Here is a 24,415-nt window from a genome sequence, read left to right as displayed (position 1 = left end):
TCCAGAATGCACGTTTTAATCTGTTAGCGAACGAACGTTCGTAACCATTGGTAATGTATTTGTGTGTCGCGCAAGTCACAAGCCAGAAAGACCGCTCAGCCGCAGCTTCCCTTGACGTTGTTGTTTAGATGGAACTGCTCCCAATCGGTCAGGCGCCGGGTCGACGCGCCCTGCAGCACGCGCTCGACCACGGCGGGCGGAATGTCGGACGCGCGGAAGTACGCCAGCGCCACCTGGCGGCTCAGGGTACGGTCGTAGGTGACACCAAGATCGACCAGGAGGGACAAGCCGCTGTTGTCGCATTGGCGACGATCGGGAGCATTCAATTGGTGAGCCTTTCTGGTCGGATCCATCTACCCCTTTTTACAATAGCCGAGATTAATCAAGTCCACCAATAGCGCTTCGCTATGGATGATTTCCCATCGGAGAATTTACACCCCTTTTCATGACACCACGCGTTTTCTTGCTCACACAACGGTTGCGGAACGGTGTTGGCGGAGTTCATGCAGCAGTGATAAATTGGCGACTTTTGGTAACTGAGGAGGCGGGATGGAACGCTATGAACGCCACTTCGTGTCCCAGCGAATTGGCAGGGCCATTGGCGCGGTGGAGTTTGACGGGGATGGGATGGGCGTGGTGGAAATCACGGCGCCGGACGGGCCGGCACGCATGGTGTTTTCGTTCACGCTAAGCGGCGGGCCGGGCGAGCATGCGCCGACACCGGCCCTGGCTGAAGTGCTGCTGCGAACGGCGATCTCGCAGGTACACAAGGAAATACTCAAGCCACCGCTGGGGGGAACCGACGACAGCCGCTGCCTGTCGAACGCGTGCCCGCCCTGGATTGGCGACCTGGACGTGACGCCGTATGGCGGCGCCACCTCCGGCTACGCATCCCAGGCGAACCGGGAGCCGTAGCCGGCAAGACGGCCGCACAGGCCTCAGTGGCTACCGTCGCCGTGGCTGTGGCTGACCGTTTCCACCGGCGCGCTGGCTCCGTTCACGCCTTCGAAGAAGAACGGCTTGCGCGCTTTCGGCGTGGCGCCGACCTCGTTCATGGTCGCCGTCTCGTACACGCGCCCGCCGATCATCACATGCGTCAGGCGGTCCGAGGTGCGGATATCCTTGAGCACGTCGCCGTCGATGATCGACAGGTCGGCCAGCTTGCCCACTTCGAGCGAGCCGACATCCTTGTCCAGGCCCAGATAGCGCGCGCCGTTGAGCGTGGCCGAACGGATCGCTTCGAGCGGCGTCATGCCGCCCTGGACCAGCGACCACATCTCCCAATGCGCGCCCAGCCCTTCGCGCTGGCCGTGCGCGCCGATATTGACCGGCACGCCCACCCGCTGCAAGGCCGTGGCGGTGCGCGCCACCCGGTGCACGTTGAAGTCTTCTTCCGGCGCGGTCTCGCGGCGGATCGAGCGCGACTCGAGCACCGCGCGCGGCACATAGCGCGACAGGATCGGATGGCGCCAGACATCGGTGCGCGCGTACCAGTAATGCTCGCCATCGAGGCCGCCGTACGACACCACCAGGGTCGGGGTGTAGCCGACCCTGGTCTGCGACCAGAGCTGCTTGACGTCGTCGTAGGCGTCTTCCACCGGAATCGAATGCTCGACGCCGGTGTGACCATCGACCACCATCGTCATATTGTGCTGGAACAGCGAGCCGCCTTCGGGCACCACCATCATGCCGCTCTGACGCGCCGCCTCCAGGATTTGCTGGCGCTGCTCGCGGCGCGGCTGGTTATAGCTCTTGACGCTGATCGCCCCGCCCTCTTTCAGGCGCCGCACGTGCGTGAGCGCGTCGTCCAGGCTCTCGACAGGGGCGGCGAAGTTGCCCTTGGCGCCGTACAGGATGGTGCCGGTCGAATAGATGCGCGGCCCGACCACCTGGCCGGTGCGCTGCAGCTCGCTATGGGTGAAGATGGTGCCGGTATCGTTGGACGGATCGTGCACCGTGGTCACGCCGAAGGCCAGGCCGGCGTAATCGACCCAGCTTTGCTGCGGCACGATGCCGTCTTCGCCCATCGTGCCGTGCCAGTGCGCGTCGACCAGCCCCGGGATGATGCTCTTGCCAGTGGCGTCGATGCGCGTTGCGCCGGCCGGCACGGCAACGTCGGCCGCCGTGCCGATGGCGGCGATGCGCTTGTCCCGAATGACGATGCGCCCGTTCTCGATCACTTCATCGCCTTTCATGGTCACGATGCGCGCGCCGTCGATCACCACCGTGGCGCGCGGCGAGCCCGACTGGGCGCGAAAACCGATTTTCACGCCCGGCTGGGCCGCCAGCGCGCTCAATCGCAGCTTTTCCTTTTTGGGATCCGGGTCGCCCGGTGCGAAGGCGTTTTTAAGCTCGCGCGTGAACAGCTGGTCGCCCAGCGAATAGTGCAGCGCGCTGCTGTCGCCCGACCAGTGCAGGTAGTCGCCGGCATCAAGGTCGAGCTGGCGCACCGGCAAGGCTTCGGTCTTTTCGCCGATGGTGATGACCTTGCCGGCCATCGGCAGCGGCGCCACCCAGGTATGGAAGCGCTCGCCGTAGGCCAGCCAGGCGCCGTCCGGCGAGAGGCTGAAATTGGTGACGAACTCGCCTTTTACGATCGCGTGCTCCTCGTTCTTGTCGAGGCGGATGCGCACCAGCGAGGTGGTCGTATCGACTTCATTGGCGGTCACCGAGCGCGTAACGTACACATGGTTGCTGTCGGCGGCGTACTGCGGCGCGCGGCCATCGTCGGTGACCAGCACCGGCTTGCCCTTGCCATCGCTGGCGACCTTGTAGACGCCGGTGTCGAGCCCGTGCCATGGGCTGAGCAGGAAGCGCCCCTGCCCTTTGACGTAGACCACGTCCTTGCCGTCGGGCGAGAAGGCCGGCTCGGTGTATTTTCCGGGCGTGCTAGTGAGGGTGGTTTCCTTGCCGCTTTTCAGGTCGATGGTGCGGATCGAACCGAGTTTTTCGTCATCCCAGGTGGCGAACACGATGCGCTCGCCGTCGCGCGAGAATTTGGGAAAGTACTCGAAATGGTCGCCCTGGCGCGTCAAACGCCGAGGCTCGCCGTTGGGCAAGTCGCGCAGGTACAGGTGGCCGAGCGCCGAGTAGACCACCTTGTTGCCTTGCGGCGCCACGTTGACCCAGCGCAACTGGCGCACGTCGAACTGGTCGGGTGCGACCGCGTGCGGGAAGCGCAGCGCTTCGCGCACCTCGCGCGTATCCTTGACGTGGAAGGGGATCTCCCTGGCCGATTTGGCGAAGGGATCGACGCGCCAGATCTTGCCCTTGGCCCAGACCACGATTTCTTTGCTGCCCGGCATCCAGCTGAACGCGGGATATACGCCGTGGATGGCCCAGGCTTCCTGCAGGTCGCGTTCCAGCCCGCTCCAGGCCGGCGTTTCGATGCCGGTGGACAGGTCTTTGAGGAACAGGGTCGACTGGTTGCGCACGCGCCGCACGAAGGCCAGGTACTTTCCGTCCGGCGACGGGGTCGGCCGCACCGCGCCGCCCGGGCCGCTCACGAAGGGCTTGGTCTTTTCTTCTTTCAGGTCGCGCCGGAAGATCTGGTAAATCTGCGCATTCGAATTCTTGTTGTACTCGAATACCGTGCCGCCGGTGGTGTCCTGCGAGTAGTAGACGTAGCGTCCGTCCGGCGAAAACGCCGGCTCGCCCAGGTCCTTCTGCCAGTTCGGCTTTTCGTTGAGCTGCACCCCGCCGCCCTGGGTGTGGAACATCCAGATTTCGCCGGAACCGAGCGAGCGGGTGCCGGAATAATGCTTGCGCGCGGCGATGAACTTGCCGTTCGGATGCCATACCGGGTTGTTCAACAGGCGGAACTTTTCCTTGCTTACTTCGCGCGCGCCGCTGCCATCCACATTCATGATCCAGATATTGTCGCCGCCGGCCGCGTCCGACATATAGGCCAGTTGCTTGCCGTCGGGCGAAAAGCGCGCCTGCATTTCCCAGGCCATCGAGTGGGTCAGCGGCCTGGCTTCACCGCCGGCGATGGGCAGCAGATACAGGTCGCCCAGCAGGTCGAACACAATCTGCTTGCCGTCCGGGCTGACGTCGACGCTCATCCAGGTGCCGGTGGCGGTGTCGATCTTGACGGTGCCGGCCGGGCCGGGGGGATGGTTGACATCCCACTTTTTCTTGTCGGTGCTGGTGTCGTCGGCGGCAATAGCGCCGGACGCGGATGAGGCCAGGATGGCGGCCAGGACGGTGGCGCGAAGTGGGTGCATGAGTCTCTGTAGAGAATGGGTTGACAGTTCCGGCGGCGCGGGTAGCGCTGCCGATGAGCAACCGATTCTACGATGGGGATGGTGCTGCGGGCAAACGGCGGCGCTGTCGTAAAGACGCATGGATGAGACACGGTCTTACCAGGGTTTTCTTTCCATCGGATTCATAGACCAGTCGCATGACGTTCCCTTGATGCCGAATGCGGAGTTACAACGACGTCCAGACAAACATCGCCAGCTCATTCTTCCTGGCCTGGCACGCAAGATCGACGAGGCCGACGATCACAGCGCTGGCGTCCTCGACCGACCAGTCCCCCATCTGCAAGCCTTCGGAGGCGGCCCAGGCCGCCGCTACCTGTTCGATCGCGCCTGGGGCAATAGCAGCGATCGCGCCCAGTATGTCATCGTTAAACCGGAACACCCACGGACCGTCGTCCTTGTCGCCGGCGACGAAAGGCAGGAACTGCTCAAGATCGCCATCGCATGCTGTGCCGGTAATGACGGCGTACAGCGTCCCGAAGTCCTCATAGAGAATGCCTTTCATGTCGAGTGTCGTCCATGACTCGGCCGGATAATCCGACAGGCCGATCGCTTCCGCTTCATCCGGCCGCGCGATGACGACGTCGGTCAATATTCCCATACATTTCCTTTTCTCAGATAATCAACATGCGCCCGGCAGCAGCCGAAGGGGCGGTCACCGGGCGCCAGCTTAAGTAAGTGCGCATAAATTCTTGTCATTTCTAGCTTCCATAAGCGGTGCCTTGCTGCGTTGCCCACCGCTAGCAGTGCTCGCACTGCGTCGCGGCGTGCGCCTTGCCAGGCATCCGCTTCTGTTCGCTACAAATGACAATAATTTCTGCACACTTACTTAGCCGTAGCGATGCAGATCGTCGCTGTCTTGCGCCACGCACGCCACGAAGTCGTTGAAGTTGCTTGCCACCATACCCAAGCGCGTGGCGCCAACCGCATCGACACGACCGTAATGCGCCGATGCCGGATCGAGGTCGATCACGTAATGCACGCATTCCATCAGATGATCGGCGCAGATGAACAGATCCCCGGAAAAGCAATCGGCAACGTCGCAGCCGCGATATTGCTCGCTGGCGCGACGCCATTCGTCGAGCGCCCAGAACCGGATGCGCGACGGCCACCCGTCCGCACATTCGGGGGCGCCATTCATGATCGCATAGTTCAGCCTGACCTGAAGCGGAAGGCGCACCCGATGCGCCGATTCGAAAGCGTCGAACTGCGCCGTCGAGGCGGGCTTGCCCACCGCTTTGCCTTCCTTGACAAGTTGACTGCGTACCGCCTGAAAATCGTGCATCGCACCGGTCCACCTATAAAAAAGGCCCGCTGAAAAGCGGGCCCGGTCAACCATCAGCGCTTAGAAATCAAACGCCGCCGACAGCCTGATCGCGCGCGGCGCGCCCAGGTTCAAACGCCCTGCGCCCCACGCGCTCTCGAAATACTCCTTGTCGGCCACGTTGGTCACGAACGCGCGCAGCACCACCGGCATGGCGCCGAAACGGGTCGCGTATTTCGCGCCCAGGTCGAGCGTGGTCCACGAGTCCAGCTTCAGGCTGTTATCCGACGCCAGCCACTGCGAACCAGTGTAATTGATGCGCGAGCTCAGTTCCAGCCCCGGCACCGCCGCCAGTGCGTAGTCAACGCCGATATTGGCCGTCAGGCGCGGCACGCCGAACTGCGCCTTGCCCTGGTTGAGGCCCTTGTTGGTCTTGGTCTGCTCGGCCTTGGTGTACGCCACGCCGCCCAGCAGGGAGATGTCCTTGCCGGCCTTGCCGAACACATTCCATTCCACGCCGCGGTTGCGCTGCTCGCCATCAAGGCTCATGCGGTTGTTCGCTTCGATCAGCGCCGGTTTGCTGATCTGGAACACGCTCAGGGTTTGCGTCAGCGTATTCATATTCCACTTCACGCCGGCTTCGAGCTGCTTCGACTTGTACGGCTTGAAGGTTTCGCCTTCGTTCGCATACGGCGCCTTGACCGTGGTGCCGGCGCTCAGGCCCTCGACGTAGTTGGCGTACAGCGACACGTTCTCGCCCCATGGCTTATAGACCACGCCGGCCAGCGGGGTGACCGCCGTTTCTTCGTAGTTGCTCAGCTTCTGATTGACTTTCTGGGCGCGCAGGCCGAGCGTCAATTGCAGCTTGCCGTCGGCGAACCAGATCGAATCGACCGCGCTCAGTGCCGTCATCACATCGTCGTTGACCGGGTTGTAGGTCGAGGCATCTTTCCCGGCCGGCATGGTGATCGGGGTCGGGTTGTAGATGTTGCTGACGATCGGCGCCGTGCCGTTGCCGCGTCCGCCGCCTTCGTAATTCATCACGTTCGCCGCCACGGTCACCTTGTGGGCGATGGCGCCGGTGTTGAACTGGCCGCGCACGCCCATTTCGGCGGTGGTGGTTTCGTACTCGCCCCACGAATTGTAGGCGGTGCCGGTGGCCTTGCCGCTGTCGCCGCCCGAAACCGGCAACACGGGACGGGTGCCGAAGATGAAGCCGTCGTACGAGTGCTTGGCCGTGCCGGCCGAGGCAAACGCGCTCCAGCCGGTGCCCAGTTCAACTTGGCCGCGCACGATCAGGCCCTGGGTTTCGGTGTTGCTGTACACATCGTCGCCGTAGAAGAAGTTGGTCGAGCCGTGCGGCGCTTTCGGCACGTGGGTCCAGCCGGTGATGATCGGCTGCATCGGCGCGCCCTTGCGCACCTTGTTGGTCAGCGAGTAAGCGTCCATTTCCACGTTCCATCCCTTGCCCTGGTAGTCCATGGCCACGTGGCCGATTTCGCGGCGTTTGGTCTGGTGGTCCAGCCAGGTTTTGCCGCCGGACAGCACGCCGTTGACGCGCACGCCCAGCGCCTGGTCGTCGCCGAAGCGGCGCGCCACGTCGGCATGCACGCCCACGTTCGACTTGCTCGATACCGAGGTCGTCACGCGGGTCAGCGGGATGGCGCCGGCGCGCTTGGGCACCAGGTTGATGGCGCCGCCCACGTCGCCCGCCGGCGGCAGGCCCATCATCATCGCGCCGGGACCCTTGAGCACTTCGACGCGCTCGAATATTTCGGTCGGGGTGTTTTGTTCCGGGGCCAGGCCGTAGGCGCCATTGATCGCCATCGAGCCGGAGCTGACGCCGAAGCCGCGAATATTGAAGTTCTCGACGATGTGGCCTTCGTTGGTCGTGGTGCGCACCGACGGATCGTTCTTGAGCACGGCGCCGATGGTCTGGGCTTGCTGGTCGGCGATGGTTTGCGCGGTGTAGCCAGTGATGTTGAACGGCGTATCCATCACGCTCACGTTGCCGAGCACGCCCAGGCGGGCGCCCTTGGCCACTTTGCCGCCGGGCGCGGCCGCAGGCAGGCTGTCGGCCGTTTCGGCGGCGGCCTTGACGGTGATTTCTTTCATCGTCTCGACAGGCGCCTGGGCCATGGCCGGCAGGGCCAGGGTGGCGATCATGGTCATGCAGGCCAGGGGAATGGTACGGAAAGCACACACAGGGACGACTCGCATTACATTTGCTCCATTTGGTTAGATGATATTTGATGAGAAGATTGTTGATCCGAATTCGTTGGCGGGGACGGCATGGCCGCGCCCAACTCGCGCCAGACGCTTTGCTGTTCGCCCGAGCGCGCGCGCCGGCGCACCCGCGCCGCCATCCACAGCAGCAGCGCGCCGCCGAGCAGCGACAGGCCGTCGATCCACAGGTAATCGCCCGCATACGGTTTGCCGACCGGCAGGGCGGGGAATACACCGGCGAGCACGCTGGTGGCCGGCACCAGCAGGGTCGCCAGGGCGGCGGCGGCGGTCAGCCGGTAACCGGCCCAGGCTGCGCCCTTCACCAGCGCCGCCAGCAGCCCGATGGCGAGCGCGGCGTTGAAGATGGCCAGGCCGATGCCCGGCATGGCCAGCCCCAGCGCCGCCTGCCAGCGCAGCGCCACCAGGCCCAGGGGCAGGCCGATGACGGCGCCCAGGCACAGGCCGACCGTCAGGGCCGCCACCGCCCGCACATGGCGCGGCTGCGGCAGCGGCGCGGCCAGCTGGCGGTTCTTGCGCAGGCGCGATTCGATCCACAGCAGGTTGCCGGTGTAGAACAAGATCGCGCCCAGCAAACCCATCACCACGTAGGCCAGGCGCACCGGCACGCCGCCGAAGCTGCCGAAGTGCAGCGCGAAAATGGCGGACAGGCTCGCTTCCCAATTGTTTTGCTGGTGCGGCAGCAGGCTGATGCCTTTGTTGAGCTGGCCGCTGACGGGATTGAAGTTCATGAAGCCGGCGCGCGGGGCGCGCATGTGGCCGCTCCAGTCTTCGCCGCCCATGTTCACTTGCGGTTTGGGGCTGTTCAGGCCACGGTAAGTCAGTTCGGTGGGCGTAAAGGTGCCCGACTGCGCGCGCGCGCTGGCCAGCAGGCGCGACGGCGCAACCCAGTTCGCGCTGGTATCCGGCCCGGCCTTGCCCTTGGCGCGCGGTTCCGCCGCGGCCGGCTTGCCAATGGCGTGGATGGTGGCGTCCTGCGTGTCGTAGACCCAGTCGTGCAGGCAGAACCCGGCCGTGGTCAGGGCAATGGCCAGGTGGAACGGCAGGCTGGTGATGCCGATCAGGTTGTGGGCGTCGAGCCAGAAGCGCTTGACGTTGGCGCCGATGCGCAGCACCAGTAGGTCCTTGATCAGCGAGGGCAGCAAGATCACCACGCCGGAAATGAGCGCCAGCGCATACAGCAGCGCCACAAAGCCGATGATCGGCTCGGCCACGGCGCCGGCCAGCGGCAAGCCGCCGTTGCGGTGCACCTCGTCGACAAAGTGGCCGGCCGGGCCGGTCTGCGCGGCCGTTGTTTGCAGGCGGCCGGCCGCGTCCAGCGTGACCTGCCAGGTCGCGCCCTGCTTATCAAAGTAGCGCATGCGGCCGTATCCGGGCCGTTCACCGTCGAGCACCAGCACGGCGCTGCCGATGGCCGGGTCGCGCGCGGCGAAAAAGGCGCTGGCCAGCGGGTCGAGCGGCGAACTGGCGCCCTGCTGCGCATTCGGCTGCGCTTCGGCCCAGCGCCCGATTTCGGGCTTGAACATGGTAAAAGCGCCAGCGTAAAACGCGATGAACAGCATCACGCCGCTGAGGATGCCGACCCAGGTATGCACCACTTTGTAGGTGCGCACGATGTCGGCCTTCATGCGGCGCTCCCGCCGGCTTGCATCAGGAGGTAGCAGGCGATCGCGGCAAGCGCGTTGGCCAGCGCCAGCCAGATCCAGCAGGCGCGCTTGCTGGGCAACAGGAACACCAGCGCGATGACCGCGATCCAGAGCGGATACACCACCCACATCGTCAATTGCCCGACCACCGGGCCGGCGCCGAGAAAGCGCATCAACTGGTGCAGCGCGCCGCTGGCGGCGATCGCCAGCGGATAGCCGAGCACCAGGGCCAGCAGGCCGTTGTGCAGCAAAGTGCGGTCGCGCCGCGTGCTGTCCTTAGCCATGCGCGCTCCCCGCACGCGCTTTGCGCAGGGCGCGCAGCACGCCGACCAGCGGCAAGGCGATCATCCATACCGTCAGCACGGTCAGGAGGGAGGTAAACGTGCTCATGCGGGCGGCCAGCGCCAGCACGGCCAGCACCAGCGGCGCCACGCACAGCACCGAGCCAGCCAAGGCCGGCAGGCGTGGCTCGGCCCTGGCCGTGCTGAAATTGCAGCACGCGGCGGACAGCAGCGTCAGGATCAAGGCTAGGGCAAGCAACATACTGGCTTTCAACTCGCCCGTGGGACTGGGGAGACGGCCGCATCTTACTCCAAATGGAAATGATTCTCAATACGACGGTTGAGTAAAATATATCTTTTGGAAGAAAATAGATTCTGCATAGAAATTTTGGTATAGTCATCGCAGCCGATGTTGCGGCAGGAACAGGCCCCAAGCGCGCCTTTGCGTCCACTTCGTACCAGAATTTTCCCCGGCCACGCTCCCGCCGGTCCTTTGCACTGTTGCAAAATACCGACGCCCGGCGTCGGCGACCGGGAAGCCGCATGACCATCGCAACACCTCATTTCGACGATACCAATCGTGTGCGCGCGCTGTGCGCCCTGCGCGTGCTCGACACGCCGCAGGAAGAACGCTTCGACCGCCTCACCCGCCTGGCGGCCGCCACGCTGGCGGTGCCGATCGTGCTGGTCTCGCTGGTCGATGCGCAGCGCCAGTGGTTCAAATCGCGGGTTGGCCTGGCGGCGAGCGAAACATCGCGCGCAATCTCGTTTTGCACTCACACGGTGGCGCGGCGCGACATGCTGGTGGTCGAAGACGCGCTGCAAGATCCCCGCTTTGCCGCCAATCCGCTGGTCACCGGCGCCCCGGATATCCGCTTCTACGCCGGCCAGCCGGTGTTCTCGCATGATGGCGAGGCGGTCGGCACCCTGTGCGTGATCGATACCGTGCCGCGCGCGTTCGACGAGGCGGCGCGCCAGGTCCTGCGCGATTTCGCCGCCCTGGTCGAGGATGAGCTGAACAAGGGAGCGCTGGTGGCCGCACGGATGCGCGCCGAACAGGCCGTGCATGCGCTCAATGGCGAGCTGGAACAGCGCATCGAACAGCGCACCCGCTCCCTGCGCGAGGCCAACGACACGCTCAAGCGCGAAATCGGCCAGCGCCTGGCCGCCGAAGAAACCCTGCGCACCAGCGAGGAGCGCATCCGCACCATCGTCAGTTCCTCGTTCAGCGCGTTTGTCAGCACCGATGCGAGCGGCGTGGTGGTGGACTGGAACGCATCGGCCGAACGCACCTTCGGCTGGAGCCGCGAGCAAGCGCTGGGCCAGGATCTGGCGACCCTGATCATCCCCGAAGCTTACCGCGAGGCGCACCGCGCAGGCATGCAACGCTACGCCCGCCACGGGGTGGGTAAGGTGATCAACACGCGCATCGAAATGCCAGCGCGCACGCGCGAGCACGGCGACATCACGGTCGAGATGACGATCAACGCCTTCCAGGCCGGCGGTGAACTGTTTTTCGGCGCTTTTTTGCACGATGTGTCCGAGCGCATCCGCGCCAAGCTGGCCTTGCAGCAGAAGCAACAATTACTCGACACCGTGTTGGAGACGCTCGATGTCGGCGTCGTCGCCTGCTCGGCCGACGGCGAACTGACCCTGTTCAACCGCGCCGCGCGCGAGTTCCATGGCCTGCCGCCGCAGGCGCTGCCGAGCGGCGACTGGGCCGCGCATTACAGCCTGTTCTCGGGCGACGGCGCCCATCTGCTGGAAGAGCGCGAGGTGCCCCTGCTGCGCGCCCTGCAAGGCGAGACGATCAAGGACTGCGCCATGGTCATCGCACCCAGGGACCGCGCGCGGCGCTACGTGCTGGCCAGCGGACGGCGCATGAGCGGCCCGAACGGGGAAGCCTTGGGCGCGGTGGTGGCGATGAAGGACATCACGGAGCTGAACGACTCGCAACGCAAGCTCACGATCAACGAGCAGCGCCTGCGGGCGATTACCGAAAACCTGCCGGCGCTGATCGGCCAGGTCGACAAGGCCGGCAACTTCACCTACCTCAATACCCTGGCGCTGCGCTTTTACGGACGCGAAAAAGCCCAATTGATCGGCCAGCCGGTGCGCCAGGCCTACAGCGCGCCGGAGTTCGAGAAAGTCGAGCAGTTCATGAAGCTGGCGCTGCAGGGCAAGCGCGTCTCGTTCGAAGATGAACTCACGGTCGAGGGGCGCAGCTCGCATTATCACGCCTCGTACATTCCCGACATCGACGCGGCCGGCTCGGTGAACGGGTTTTATGCGATGGCCTTCGATATCACCGCCAGGAAGCGCAGCGAAATCCGCCAGCGCGACAGCGAAGAGCGCCTGCGCACCGTCACCGACAACCTGCCGGCCCTCATTTCCTATCTCGACGCCGACCTGCGCTACCGCTTCGCCAACGCCATGTACAAGCAGTGGTACGGCGTCGATCCGGCCGCGATGGTCGGCAAGAGCGTCAGCGAGGTCTTCCCCGCGCACTTCTGCGGCCAGCGCGAACAACAGCTGCGGCGCTGCCTGGAAGGGCATACCGTGCAACTCGAACTCGAAGTCGCGCACGGCGGGGACACCCGCATCCTGCACTCGGTGTACATTCCGCACCTGCGCGACGGCGTGGTGCTGGGCGCCTACCTGCTCTCGACCGACGTGACGGCGGCGCGCCGGCACGAGGCCAACCTGAAGGCGCTGGCCCACACCGACACCCTGACCGGCCTGCCGAACCGGCGCAGCTACGAAGCCGAACTGGAAGCGGCCCTGGGCCGCAGCGTGCGCAACCGCAGCGGCATGGCCCTGATGTTCCTCGATATCGACCGCTTCAAGCAGATCAACGACACGCTCGGCCACGCCGGCGGCGACGAGGTGCTGCGCGAGTTCGGCCAGCGCCTGCTGCGCGCGGTGCGCAAGACCGACACGGTATCGCGCCTGGCGGGCGACGAATTCACCGTCATCCTGGAAGGCGTGCGCTCGCCCGAGGAGTGCGCCAGCGTCGGCGCCAAGATCGTCGAGGCCATGCGGCCGCTGTTTTCGGTGGGGGAGATGGCGCGCCAGGTCTCGACCAGCATCGGCATCGCCTGGACCAACAGCGCAGCGTCGGATGCGCGCGCCTTGTCGACCCAGGCCGACGCGGCCCTGTATCAGGCCAAGGCGGCCGGACGCAATCAGTTCTGCGTGGGGGCGGGGACGAAGTAAATGCCGATGGCGCGGCCCTTGCGGCCCGGCTTGTGCGGCTCGCATTCGATGAATTCGGGCGTCGAACAAAAACCCTGCGCGATGAACTCGGCCAGCTTGAATGCGGCCAGGTCGATGCTCTCGTCGTCGAGAAGCAAGTCGAGCGCGTTCTTGCGCAGCGCCAGCCGGTCGGTATCGCTTCTGGCGAGCGAGATGGCGATGGCCTCGCCGCTGCCGCCATCGCGCGCGGTAAAGTCGCTGCGTCCATGCTGGCGCAGGTGGGCCACATGCCCGAGCAGCGTGCGCGCGCTATGCGCATTGAGCCCGACATGCAGCGCGCATGCGCTTGTCCTGACGAGGATCACGGTGTTCCAGCAGCCGGTGACAGCCTTGGCGGCACTACAAACGCCATTGATCGGCATCCGGCCTGGAGGTAATCCTGCGCCACGCCTTATCGAGCAGGATAAGCCCGCACATCAAACAAGCGGGATACACGACAAATAGATGAAAAATACCCCGACCCATTGCCGAGTTGTCGCGCGCACCGCCCGGCATGATGATGCAGGCCAGGATCGACAGCAGTGTCAGCGCCAGGTGCATCCTGTCGGACGCGTAAAACACCAGCACGGCAATGGACGGTGCGAAGAAGGAGAGTACGTAAAGTAACTCCCACGCATCGGACAACGGTTGTATGCCGCCAGCCGGCACCGTCATGGCCACCGCCAGCATATTGAGCCCGACGACGGCAAACCGCGGATACGTTACGTTCATGTCATACCAGTGTTGTTGAATGGGCCGGCCGGTCCGGCAACCGGAGAATGCGCCAGTCTAACGTAGTATTTACTTGAAAGAAACTGCTTGTGGCTACCTGCGCGGCAATGTGCCATGTGCGTTTGCAGGCGACAAAAAAATCCCGCTGCCGGTCATGCGCCGGAGCGGGATTGTCGAGGGTCAAAGCGGTTTCTTAAAACCGCATCATCCCTGCGTCGGCACTGGCGCGCCATCGCCCGCGCGCCAGCCGCCGCCAAGCACCTTGTACAAGGTCACCCGGCTGGTCTGCTCGGCCAGCCGCACCGAAATGAGGCCCTGCTGCGCCGCGTACAGCGCGCGCTGGGCGATCAGTGCATTCTGGAACGTATCGGCGCCATTCTTGTAGCGCGCCTCGTAGATGCGGTAGCTCTTGTCGGACGCCGCCACCAGTTGCTGCTGGGCGGCCAGGCGCTCGTCCACCGTGCCGCGCTGGGCCAGGGCGTCGGCCACTTCGCGAAACGCCACCTGGATGGTTTTCTCGTACTGCGCCACGCCGATGTCGCGGCTGACCTTGGCCACTTCCAGGTTGGCGCGGTTGGCGCCGCCATTGAAGATCGGCAGGCTGATCGAGGGCGCAAAACTCCAGGCGCCCGAGCCGCTGTCGAACAGGCCCGACAGGCTGGAACTGGCCGTGCCGGCCTGCCCGGTCAGGGTGATGCGCGGGAAAAACGCCGCGCGCGCCGCGCCGATATTGGCGTTGCTCGCTTGCAGGGTGCGTTCGGCGGCAAGCACGTCCGGCCGGCGGTACAGCAAGTCCGACGGCAAGCCGGCCCCGACATCAAGTAGCGCGGTCACGCCCGCCAGGCCGGCCGGCGGCAGCAAGTCGATCGGGACGGCGGCCCCGGCCAGCAGGGTCAGCGCGTTCTGGTCTTGCGCCACCTGGGCCGTGTAGGCGGCGGCGTCGGCGCGCGCCGTTTCCACGGTGGTGCGCGCCTGGTACAGGTCCAGCCCGGCAGCGGCGCCGGCCTTGACCCGGCTTTCGCTCAGTTCGAGCGAACGCTGCTGGCTGGACAGGGTCTGGCGCGCCAGGGCCAGCCGTTCCTGGTCGGCCATCAGGGTCAGGTAAGCGTTGGCCACTTCGGCCACCAGCGAGATCTGCACGCTGGCGCGCGTTTCCTCGATGCCCAAATAGGTTTGCAGCGCCACTTCCGACAGGCTGCGCACGCGGCCGAACAGGTCGACTTCCCACGCCGCCACGCCGAGGTTCACGCCATATTGCCGGCTCACGCCGCCCTGCCCGCCCACGCTCAGATTGTCGGCGGTGCGCTGGGCGTTCTGGCTGGCGCCCGCCGCCACCGACGGCAGCAGCGCCGCGCGTTCGATGCGGTACTGGGCGCGCGCCTTGTCGATATTGAGCGCCGCGACGCGCAGATCGCGGTTGTTGTCCAGCGCCAGGGCGATCAGTTGCTTCAGGCGCTCGTCGGCGAAGTAATCGCGCCAGGCGACGTCAGCCGCTGGCCTGCCCTGGGCGTCCTGCGCCGGGTAAGCCGTGCCGGTAGGCCAAGCCGCAGCGACCGGGCTGACCGGCTGCTGGTACTTGGGCATCATTGTGCAGCCGCTGATCACGGCTGCGAGTAAGGTCAGTTTCAGGGCCGAACCCATCACGTTCATCATGTGCTTGTTCATCTCAATGGCCTTCCACGGTAGCGATGGCAGGCGCGCCCGCCCCCTTGTTTTTGCGGACCACGAATGCGCGGACCACCACGAAGAACACCGGCACGAAGAAAATGCCCAGGAAGGTCGCGCTCAGCATCCCGCCCAGCACGCCGATACCGATGGCGTTCTGGCTGGCCGAGCCGGCCCCGCTGCTGATCGCCAGCGGCAACACGCCGAGGCCGAAGGCAATCGAGGTCATCAGGATCGGACGCAGGCGCAGGTGCACCGCTTCCAGGGTCGCTTTCTTCACGTCCATGCCGCCGTCTTCCAGTTCCTTGGCAAACTCGACAATCAAAATCGCGTTCTTGGCAGCCAGGCCCACCACCGTCAGCAGCGCCACCTGGAAATACACATCGTTCGACAGGCCGAACACCATGGTGCCGAGCACGGTACCGAGCACGCCCAGCGGCACCACCAGCAGCACCGAGAACGGAATCGACCAGCTTTCATACAGCGCGGCCAGGCACAGGAACACGATCAGCAGCGACATGGCGTACAGCATGGTGGTTTGCGAACCGGCGGCGCGCTCCTCGATCGAGACACCGTTCCACTCGTAGCCGACGCCCGGCGGCAGCTTGGCGACCAGGGCTTCCATTTCCAGCATGGCGTCGCCCGAACTGAAGCCGGGCGACGCCTCGCCCTGGATGTTGAGCGACGGCGTACCGTTGTAGCGTTCCAGGCGCGGCGATGCGCTGATCCATTTGCCGCTGGCAAAGGTCGAGAACGACACCATCTCGCCCTTGGCGTTGCGGGCATACCACTTGCCAATGTCTTCCGGCGCCATGCGCGCATCCGAGGCGCCCTGCATGTACACCTTCTTGACGCGGCCACGGTCGATGAAGTCGTTCACGTAGGCGCCACCCCAGGAGGTCGACAGCACGCTGTTGATGTCGGCGATCGACAAACCGAGCGCGCTGGCCTTTTCCTGGTCGACTTCCAGCTTGTACTGGGGTGAATCTTCCAGGCCGTTGGGACGGACCTGCGTGACGATCTTGCTTTGCGCAGCCATGCCAAGCAACTGGTTACGCGCTCCCATCAGGGCGTCGTGGCCGAGGCCGCCTTCGTCCTTGAGCATCAGGTCGAAGCCATTCGCGTTGCCCAGTTCCATCACCGCCGGCGGGGCGATGGCGAACACCATCGCATCCTTGATCTGCGAGAAGCGGCCCATGGCCTTGCCGACCACGGCGGGCGCGCGCAGGCTGTCCTTGCCGCGCTCGTCGAAATCCTTGAGCTTGACGAACGCCATGGCCGCGTTCTGGCCGTTACCGGCGAAGCTGAAGCCAGCCACCGAAAACACCGATTCCACCGCGTCTTTCTGCTCGTTCAAGTAATGCTGCTCGACTTGCTCGACCACCTTGAGCGTGCGCTCCTGGGTGGCGCCGACCGGCAACTGCACCAGGGTGTACAGGATGCCCTGGTCTTCCGCCGGCAGGAACGAGGTTGGCAGACGCAGGAAGGCAAGGGCCATTACCAGCGCCAGGATGGCGTACACGACCAGGGTACGGCCGGTGCGCGCGATCAGGGTACCGACCCAGCCCTGGTAACGGCGGCTGCCCTTGTCGAAACCGCGGTTGAACCAGCCGAAGAAGCCGGTGGAGGCCGCCTTGTGGCCTTTTTCGACGGGCTGCAACAAGGTGGCGCACAGCGCCGGGGTGAACACCATGGCCACCAGCACCGACAGCACCATGGCCGAGACGATCGTGATCGAGAACTGGCGATAGATCACGCCGGTCGAACCGCTGAAAAACGCCATCGGCACGAACACGGCCGACAGCACCAGCGCGATACCGACCAGTGCGCCGGTAATCTGGGTCATCGATTTCTTGGTCGCTTCGACCGGCGACAAGCCTTCTTCACTCATGATGCGCTCGACGTTCTCGACCACGACGATGGCGTCATCGACCAGCAAGCCGATCGCCAGCACCATGGCGAACATGGTGAGGGTGTTGATCGAGTAGCCGAGCATGCTCAGCACGCCGAAGGTACCGAGCAGCACGACCGGCACGGCCATGGTCGGAATCAGGGTGGCGCGGAAATTTTGCAGGAACAGGTACATCACCAGGAACACCAGCACGATCGCTTCGACCAGGGTCTTGACCACTTCCTCGATCGACAGCTTGACGAACGGCGAGGTATCGAACGCCACCACGGCCTTCATCCCGGCCGGGAAAGTCTTTTCCATCTCCGCGATCTTGGCCTTGACCTTGGTCGCGGTATCGAGCGCATTGCCGCCGGTGGCGAGCTTGATCGCCACGCCGGCCGCCGACTTGCCGTTGAAACGGGCCACGATGTTGTAGCTCTCGCTACCGAGTTCCATGCTGGCCACGTCGCGCAGGCGGACCACGGCGCCGTCGGCGCGGGTCTTGACCAGGATCGCACCGAACTGCTCCTTGGTTTGCAGGCGGCTTTGCGCCGTCACGGTCGCGTTCAGTTGCTGGCCGCGCCGCGCTGGTGCACCGCCCAGTTCGCCGGCCGACACTTCCGCGTTCTGGGCGCGGATGGCATTGGCGATGTCGTCAGGAATGAGCTGGTAGCTGAGCAGCTTGGCGGGATCGAGCCAGATCCGCATCGCGTACTGCGAGCCGAACTGGGTCACTTCGCCCACACCGTCGACGCGGCTGAGCGAGTCGACCACGCTCGACGCCACATAGTCGCCCAGGTCGGCCTCTTCCATCTTGCCGTTTTCCGACACAAAACCGAGCACCATCAGGAAATTCATGGTGGCCTTGCTCACCACCAGGCCCTGCTGGGTGACGGCGGCCGGCAGCAAGGGCGTGGCCAGTTGCAGCTTGTTCTGCACCTGCACCTGGGCGATGTCCGGATCGGTACCGTTCTTGAAGGTCAGGGTAATGCCGATGGAGCCGCTCGAATCGCTGCTCGACGACATGTATTGCAAGCCGTCGATGCCCTTCATCTTTTGCTCGATGATCTGGGTTACGGCGTCTTCCACCGTCTTGGCGGACGCGCCCGGATAATTGCCGCTGATCGAAATCGACGGCGGCGCAATGCTCGGATACTGCGAAATCGGCAAGCCCATGATGGCCAGCACGCCGCCCAGCATGATCACCAGCGCGATCACCCACGCGAAGATCGGTCGGTCGATAAAGAAACGGGCCATGATTATGCTCCTGCCGGGGTGGCGCGCGAAGCGGCGGACGCGCCTGCCGCCGCCGCTGCGGGTGCGGCGGCCGGCACGGCCACGGCGGGCGCACCTGGCTGCACTTGCTGCAAGCCTTCGACGATCACGCGATCGCCCGGCGCCAGGCCGGCGTTGACCACCCATTTGTCGCCCACGGCCGCGCCGGTGCTCAGCACGCGCTGCTCGACCTTGTTTTCCTTGTTTAACACCAGCGCGGTCGCTTCGCCGCGCTGGTTGCGCGTCACGCCGACCTGCGGCACGGTGATGGCCTTGTCGTCCAGACCGCTGTCGAGCACGGCGCGCACATACATGCCGGGCATCAGTTCGCCTTTCGGATTCGGGAACAGCGCGCGCAGGGTCACGTTGCCGGTGCCGGCATCGACGCTGACGTCGGCAAATTGCAGCTTGCCCTGCGCCGCGTACTGGCTGCCGTCGGCCAGCAACAGGCTGACCGAGGCCTGGCCGCCGTCGGCCCGCTTCAGCTTGCCGGATTCGAAACGGCGGCGCAGCGCCAGCAGTTCGGTGCTGGACTGGGTCACGTCCACATAGATCGGGTCGAGCTGCTGCACGGTGGTCAGCGCATCGGCCTGGCCGGCGGTCACCAAGGCCCCGGCGGTCACGTTCGAGCGGCTGATGTGGCCGCTGATCGGCGCATACACATTGGTGTACTTCAAATTGATGTTCGCCACGTCGAGCGCGGCCTGGGCCGAGTCGACTTCGGCGCGCGCCTGGGCGGCGGCGGCCAGCGCATCTTCAAGATCTTGCTTGCTGACGCCTTCGATGGCCAGCAATTCCTTGTAGCGCTTCGCCTTCGGCTCGGCCGCCAGCGCGCGGGCTTTGGCGCTGGCCAGCGTCGCCTTGGCCGAATTGACGGCCGCGACAAAGCTGGCCGGATCGATCTGGTACAGCGGCGTGCCGGCCTTGACGGTGGAGCCTTCCACGAACAGGCGCTTCAAAATCAGGCCGCCGACCTGGGGCCGCACGTCGGCCACCTGGAACGCCGAGGTGCGTCCGGCCAGTTCGGTGGTGACCGTCATTGGCTGGGCCGCGACGGTGTGCACCACGACTTGGGCGGGACCGGACGGTGGCGCCGCGGCTGGGGCTTTGTTGCCGCAAGCGGCGACCAGCACGGCGACGCCCAGGGCGAGAGCGAGGCCGGCGGCCGGCTTGGCGGTGCGGATAAAGTGGTTCGATTGCATGGTGACCTTCCTTCGTTGAACGGTGGGCGCCTGTCGCGGCAAGCCTGGACTTGCCTTCGATGGCGCCAAACAAGTGTTTCAAACAAGCGTTTAATACAACTGTATCAAACACATGTTTAGTTGTCAACCAGAAATTGCGAGTTGATAATGCGGCATTGCCGGCACCCTGGCGGAAACGCATGGACAAGCCTCGACCTGCTATGTACAATTCAAAAATCAGAGATTAAACACATGTTTAATTCGCATAAAACAGGAGTATCTTGAAGATGAAGGCTGACGACAACGACGTGCGCAATCGCATCATCAGCGCGGCCACCGAGTGCTTTGCCGAAAAGGGCTTCCGGGGCACGTCGGTGCGCAAGATCTGCGAACGCGCCGGGGTCAACCTGGCGATGGTCAACTATTACTTTGGAAGCAAGGATGGGCTGTACGTGGCGGTCATCGACCGCGAGGGTGGCGCCGAGGAGATGGACGAGCTGACCGTGCCGGCGCGCGACCAGTCGGTTCCGGCCGCCCGCCGCCTCGGCGACCTGATCGAGCGCCTGATGGTCGACATGATGACCGCCGGCCCCCACTCGCTCATCTCCAGGCTGATCAGCTGGGAACTGGTGGAGCCGACCGCCGCCCTGGGCCACATCGTCGACACCCTGATCCTGCCGCTCCAGGTGGTGATGCTCGAACTGGTGCGCGAGATCGCACCGGCAGGCACGAGCGACATCGAGATTCGCAACAACCTGTTCAGCATCCTGGGCCAGTTACTGTATTACGACCACTCGCGGCCGGTCAATGAGCTGCTGGCGCCCGACATGGTGTACGACGAAGCCGGCATCCGCGCCATTGCGCGCCATGTGACCGCGTTTTCGCTGCGCGCCCTGGGCATGGCCGATGGGGATCAGGGAAGGCGTTGACGCCGCGGGCGCCAGAGCGCGCATGCGGCGGGCGGGCCGACGCCCGCGACGCCGCCGGCACGCCACCGGTTCGCATACGCGCAAGCGCCTGCTGCTGGTCGCGCTCAAGCTGTTAGGCCAGCGCGGCTACGCCAACACCTCCACCCGCGCCATCGCGCAGGCGGCGCGCGTGAACATCGCCGCGATCAACTACTACTTCCACAGCAAGGAAGGGCTGTACTACGCCGCGCTCGACCAGTTGGTGTTTGCCTCAAAGCTGGACGTGGCGGCATTGAGCACGCCCGACCAGCCCATCGACACCCTGCTGCACGACCTGTTTCCCTCCCTCCTCGCCCCCTTGCGCAAGGGGCGCACGGCCGGCTTTGCCGTGCGCCTGTGCCTGCACGAACTGATCGCGCCAACGCCCATGTGCCGTGACAAGATCGCCCCGGTGATCCGCGCCAGCCACCAAGCGCTGGCAAGCGTGCTGTGCAGCCATCTCGGTGCCAGCGATGCGCACTAGGACGTATCACGCCTGGCGTTCACGATGTTGGGCATGGCGATGCAGCCCCTGATCATGCGCGACGTCATCGACGGCATTCATCCCGGCTTGTTGCGCTCTGCTACAGCACTTAATGCGTTGACTTTCTATATCACGCGCATATTGTAAACCGGCGGTGTAGAACCGGAAAACGTACCGATTGGGTTCGATGCGGATTCCACAGCGTCGAATTGGTAGTCAGTGTTCAAGCTAGGTCCGGTCTGGTTTGCATCAACTCCTCAGCAAGCTTAGGATGGCCGAGTTTCTGCAAGCCCTTGACGAAACACTTCAGAAAATTTGTCTTCTTGAGTAAATGCTGAACTTTATCTTGATGATCATCCCAATCGATGTACTCTTTTTTTGTATGTTCAAGCATCTCTTCGTAGAACTCTGGAAAAATACCATCGCGAGCGAGATAAAATATTGTGGCTATGTCTGCCAGTTCATCGACATCTATCACTTCGATTAACTGAAACGCGAGCGGCGCGCTCGACGGCTCCTCTCTGATCAGCGCAAAAATTTCGGAACTACGCACGATCCTAGCGCCCCGCTGTCCTTCCTCGCGCGGAGGGTGTAAGCTGGTCCACTTTGCGACAAATAGCCTCGCATTTTCATCCGATAAATACTTGAGCGTACATGTCCGATCAAGAAGAACTCCGAGCTCGCGGTTGGTTTCGATAGTAGCAATTGCGTCATCGAGGGTTTTGTTGCCAAGTCCAAAACGCGCTTTTAGTCTTTTTCTTACCGCCATGTATGACGGGCCACGACGATCTTGCAGTGCATGCAGTTCTTGAGCGATCTCCCCTAAATCACTACGAGAACATATTGATGTCAGAGTGCCGGTACTATTTTCTTCGCAGAAGTGCCGAACCCGCGCCTTCATCTGCTCAAGAATTATACCGAGATCAGCCAACGAGTCCCGTATGATTTTGAGATTGGCTAGGGGGCGATTGCCCAGACTCGCAGTCCCTTCTTGGTCGTAAGCGTAACGCAACTGTTGCCCGTCAATATCAATCGCTGCCAAACTACGTACGAAAGGCCCTAGCCGGTTAAAGTATCCACGCAACTGAAAATCTCCGACACGCGCATCCGTCAATTTTAATAGATGCGTCGCAATGTCATGGTTTCCTTTAGCTGGATCACGAAGCACACCTGCCGTGTGCAGCTCGCGAATAGTGAATTTCAGAGACAGTTCAATTGCATGTCGAGCGTTGTAGAGAATCGGCAGAACGAGAGTGTCGCGGGAGATATAGAGCTCACCCTCGATCACCAAATTGGCAAGCTTCGTAGCAGCCTCAATGTACCCATCAACGTAATTTTCTTCATTGCCCTGCGGTCCAATACAAGCATTCCATTTGGAGTCTTCAGAAAAGCGAAAAAACGGGTCGTCAGCAAGCTCTGGAAAAAGTTTCATATGATTGCATAAATAGGCTGGTTATCTATTCTACCCGACACGCGTTCTAGTAATTGAGCAAAGAGCATTTTTTCTGATATAGCCACTACCACAGGCGAACTCTCCGAACGTAAATCGGAGTTCTGATGCCTTTACACGCTCCCACAACAGGCACGCAGCTAGCTAATGTACCCGGTTTCTCGTAGGAATGCCGCTGACCCATCTACCAAACTCACTTCTCCCGGTTTTGGCGCCTGCACGTCGGGCATGGCGACAGACGGCAACATACCACCAACAAACATTGCTTCCAGATTGGTACCCTTTAGCTCTTCGTGATAGGCGGTCATCGGCCGTCGTCCCGACCATGAGAGTAAAGCATCTGCGGCGGCTCCCGCAATGATGTCTGCAACTTGGAGTTGCGCCAGCTCGCGGGAATCCGCGAAGGAGAATTCACTCATGTCAGCAGCGGTTGTAAACTGATACACGCAGCGATTGAAAACTGATACACCGATTTGAGAAGATGGCCGCTTTGCGGAGCGGCCTTGAAACCCAAAGAGGTGTACGTGGAAGTTCAACTACTGAAGAAGCATGGGTTAAGCCTGCGGCAGATCGCCGCCGAGGTAGGCTGCGCGGTGAACACGGTGCGTCGGCACCTGGCCCTGGAGGCGGTGCCCAAGTACGAGCGCAAGGTGAAACGCCAGACGAAGCTGGAACAGTTCGAGCAGTATCTGAGGGAGCGCCAGACGGCGGCACACCCGGATACGATTCCAGGGACCGTGTTGTACCGCGAGATCGCGGCACGCGGTTACCAGGGCGGGATGAGCCAGCTGCGCGCGTTCCTGCGGACGCTGCGTCCGGCACCGCCTGCGGATCCGGTGGTGCGTTTCGAGACGGTGATGGGCGAGCAGATGCAGGTCGACTGGGTCGAGTTCCGCAAGGGCAGCACTCCACTGCACGCTTTCTGCGCCACCCTGGGCTTTAGTCGGGCCAGCTATGTGGAGTTCGTCAGCAACATGAAGGTGGAAACCCTGATCGGTTGCCACGAGCGTGCCTTTGCCGCGTTCGGGGGCGTGACGCGCCGGGTCCTGTACGACAACATGAAGACGGTCGTACTTGAGCGCGATGCGTACGGCGACGGCGAACACCGTTTCCACGCTGGCTTCCTGGACTACGCCAGGCATAGCGGCTTCGTCATCAAGCTGTGCCAGCCATACCGGGCCAAGACCAAGGGCAAGGTCGAACGCTTCAACGGCTACCTGCGGCGTTCGTTCTACGTGCCGCTGGCGAGCCTCCTGGCGCAAAGCGGCCAGAAGCTCGACGTGGTCACGGCCAACGTGGAGGTAGCGCACTGGCTGGCCGAGGTCGCCAATGCTCGCGTCCATGGCACGACGAAAGAGCCACCGGCCAGCGCGCTCAAGCGCGAGGCGCAACATCTGCAAGCGCTGCCGGCACTGTGGCGGGGAGACATCGCCGCTGCCCGTCCGCTGCCGGCAACGGTGGCGCCGGCACCACCACGGCCGGCGGCGGTGATCAGCCGGATCGCACAGCCGTCGCCGGCGCAGCATCCGCTGCACGTGTACGACGCACTGCTGATGATGGAACGAACAGGCGAAGGAGTGGCGGCATGAACCTGCAGCATGAGCGTATCGCGGCGTTATGCGAGAGCCTGAACCTGCCGTTCGTGGCCCAGGGCTACGGCGCCGCTACCCAGAAGGCGGCCAGGCAGGAGATGGCCTACAGCGACTTCCTGGAGGGGCTGCTGAGGGAAGAAGCCGCCGGGCGCAATGTGAGGAAGCAAAGCACGATGACGCGCCTGGCAGGGTTCCCGGTGGTCAAGACGCTGGAGGAGTTCAACTATGACTTCGCCAAGGGCGTCAAGCGTAGCCAGGTCGAGGAGC

21 protein-coding genes are annotated in these 24,415 nt (G+C 63.6%); 6 read left to right on the top strand and 15 right to left on the bottom strand.

The annotated features are described in order from the left end of the window. Positions 1-95: 95 nt before the first annotated feature. Complete coding sequence (locus F0185_RS25880) at positions 96-326, bottom strand: hypothetical protein (protein ID WP_167229374.1); 231 nt, start codon at positions 324-326, stop codon at positions 96-98. A 247-nt stretch (positions 327-573) separates the two neighbouring features. Between F0185_RS25880 and F0185_RS25875 the strand changes: the two genes are divergently transcribed. Then, positions 574-915 (top strand): hypothetical protein, encoded by a 342-nt coding sequence (locus F0185_RS25875; RefSeq protein ID WP_167229372.1) that lies wholly within the window; start codon positions 574-576, stop codon positions 913-915. 23 nt (positions 916-938) lie between these two features. On the opposite strand, the gene F0185_RS25870 is transcribed toward F0185_RS25875, so the two are convergent. From F0185_RS25870 to F0185_RS25840, 7 genes are all read right to left on the bottom strand, one after another. Beyond that, on the bottom strand, positions 939-4,226 hold the full coding sequence (locus F0185_RS25870; protein WP_167229370.1) for an amidohydrolase family protein: 3,288 nt from the start codon (positions 4,224-4,226) through the stop codon (positions 939-941). A 205-nt stretch (positions 4,227-4,431) separates the two neighbouring features. Next, positions 4,432-4,863 carry a hypothetical protein gene (locus F0185_RS25865; RefSeq protein WP_167229368.1) on the bottom strand — a complete coding sequence of 144 codons (432 nt, stop codon included), beginning with the start codon at positions 4,861-4,863 and terminating at the stop codon, positions 4,432-4,434. 228 nt (positions 4,864-5,091) lie between these two features. Further along, on the bottom strand, positions 5,092-5,547 hold the full coding sequence (locus F0185_RS25860) for an SMI1/KNR4 family protein (RefSeq protein WP_167229366.1): 456 nt from the start codon (positions 5,545-5,547) through the stop codon (positions 5,092-5,094). Positions 5,548-5,607: 60 nt separating this feature from the next. Beyond that, positions 5,608-7,746, bottom strand: coding sequence for a TonB-dependent receptor (locus F0185_RS25855; protein WP_167229364.1), 2,139 nt, complete (start codon positions 7,744-7,746; stop codon positions 5,608-5,610). Next, positions 7,746-9,398 carry a PepSY-associated TM helix domain-containing protein gene (locus F0185_RS25850; RefSeq protein ID WP_167229362.1) on the bottom strand — a complete coding sequence of 551 codons (1,653 nt, stop codon included), beginning with the start codon at positions 9,396-9,398 and terminating at the stop codon, positions 7,746-7,748. The genes F0185_RS25855 and F0185_RS25850 overlap by 1 nt, the downstream gene beginning before the upstream one ends. Next, positions 9,395-9,700 carry a hypothetical protein gene (locus F0185_RS25845; protein ID WP_167229360.1) on the bottom strand — a complete coding sequence of 102 codons (306 nt, stop codon included), beginning with the start codon at positions 9,698-9,700 and terminating at the stop codon, positions 9,395-9,397. Before F0185_RS25845 ends, F0185_RS25850 begins: the two co-directional genes overlap by 4 nt. Further along, on the bottom strand, positions 9,693-9,959 hold the full coding sequence (locus tag F0185_RS25840; protein WP_167229358.1) for a hypothetical protein: 267 nt from the start codon (positions 9,957-9,959) through the stop codon (positions 9,693-9,695). The genes F0185_RS25845 and F0185_RS25840 overlap by 8 nt, the downstream gene beginning before the upstream one ends. Positions 9,960-10,240: 281 nt before the next feature. Between F0185_RS25840 and F0185_RS25835 the strand changes: the two genes are divergently transcribed. Then, a complete protein-coding gene (locus F0185_RS25835; protein ID WP_167229356.1) occupies positions 10,241-12,913 on the top strand; it encodes a sensor domain-containing diguanylate cyclase in 2,673 nt (890 codons plus the stop codon). Here the strand turns inward: F0185_RS25835 and F0185_RS25830 are convergent. From F0185_RS25830 to F0185_RS25810, 5 genes are all read right to left on the bottom strand, one after another. After that, on the bottom strand, positions 12,883-13,257 hold the full coding sequence (locus F0185_RS25830) for a hypothetical protein (RefSeq protein WP_167229354.1): 375 nt from the start codon (positions 13,255-13,257) through the stop codon (positions 12,883-12,885). The two genes, F0185_RS25835 and F0185_RS25830, sit on opposite strands and share 31 nt — an antisense overlap. Before the next feature lie 34 nt (positions 13,258-13,291). Then, positions 13,292-13,663 carry a hypothetical protein gene (locus F0185_RS25825; protein WP_167229352.1) on the bottom strand — a complete coding sequence of 124 codons (372 nt, stop codon included), beginning with the start codon at positions 13,661-13,663 and terminating at the stop codon, positions 13,292-13,294. A 204-nt stretch (positions 13,664-13,867) separates the two neighbouring features. Then, a complete protein-coding gene (adeC, locus tag F0185_RS25820; protein ID WP_370664065.1) occupies positions 13,868-15,328 on the bottom strand; it encodes an AdeC/AdeK/OprM family multidrug efflux complex outer membrane factor in 1,461 nt (486 codons plus the stop codon). Between the two features lies 1 nt (position 15,329). Continuing rightward, positions 15,330-18,476 carry an efflux RND transporter permease subunit gene (locus F0185_RS25815; RefSeq protein ID WP_167229350.1) on the bottom strand — a complete coding sequence of 1,049 codons (3,147 nt, stop codon included), beginning with the start codon at positions 18,474-18,476 and terminating at the stop codon, positions 15,330-15,332. Positions 18,477-18,478: 2 nt separating this feature from the next. Further along, positions 18,479-19,696: an efflux RND transporter periplasmic adaptor subunit gene (locus F0185_RS25810; RefSeq protein ID WP_167229348.1), complete on the bottom strand. Its 1,218-nt coding sequence runs from the start codon at positions 19,694-19,696 to the stop codon at positions 18,479-18,481. A 266-nt stretch (positions 19,697-19,962) separates the two neighbouring features. Here F0185_RS25810 and F0185_RS35220 point away from each other — a divergent pair, with 266 nt between their 5' ends. Together F0185_RS35220 and F0185_RS25800 are read left to right on the top strand one after the other, a co-directional pair. Beyond that, positions 19,963-20,604 (top strand): CerR family C-terminal domain-containing protein, encoded by a 642-nt coding sequence (locus F0185_RS35220; protein ID WP_267876026.1) that lies wholly within the window; start codon positions 19,963-19,965, stop codon positions 20,602-20,604. A 22-nt stretch (positions 20,605-20,626) separates the two neighbouring features. Further along, a complete protein-coding gene (locus F0185_RS25800) occupies positions 20,627-21,106 on the top strand; it encodes a TetR family transcriptional regulator (protein ID WP_167229344.1) in 480 nt (159 codons plus the stop codon). A 223-nt stretch (positions 21,107-21,329) separates the two neighbouring features. Here F0185_RS25800 and F0185_RS25795 read toward each other — a convergent pair whose 3' ends face one another. Both F0185_RS25795 and F0185_RS25790 read right to left on the bottom strand, forming a co-directional pair. Continuing rightward, positions 21,330-22,538: a hypothetical protein gene (locus F0185_RS25795; RefSeq protein WP_167229342.1), complete on the bottom strand. Its 1,209-nt coding sequence runs from the start codon at positions 22,536-22,538 to the stop codon at positions 21,330-21,332. A gap of 158 nt (positions 22,539-22,696) precedes the next feature. Further along, positions 22,697-22,975, bottom strand: a complete 279-nt coding sequence (locus F0185_RS25790) for a hypothetical protein (protein ID WP_167229340.1) — start codon at positions 22,973-22,975, stop codon at positions 22,697-22,699. Positions 22,976-23,059: 84 nt separating this feature from the next. Between F0185_RS25790 and istA the strand changes: the two genes are divergently transcribed. Further along, positions 23,060-24,145, top strand: a complete 1,086-nt coding sequence (istA, locus tag F0185_RS25785; protein WP_167229338.1) for an IS21 family transposase — start codon at positions 23,060-23,062, stop codon at positions 24,143-24,145. Further along, a partial coding sequence (locus F0185_RS25780; RefSeq protein ID WP_223164580.1) for an ATP-binding protein occupies positions 24,142-24,415 on the top strand: 274 nt, incomplete at its 3' end. The genes istA and F0185_RS25780, both read left to right, overlap by 4 nt.

This window comes from Massilia rubra, assembly GCF_011682065.1.
In the GTDB taxonomy this organism is placed as follows: domain Bacteria; phylum Pseudomonadota; class Gammaproteobacteria; order Burkholderiales; family Burkholderiaceae_D; genus Telluria_A; species Telluria_A rubra.
The sequence above is the reverse complement of the archived record's forward strand: the minus strand, read 5'-3'. Positions and strand labels throughout refer to the sequence as shown.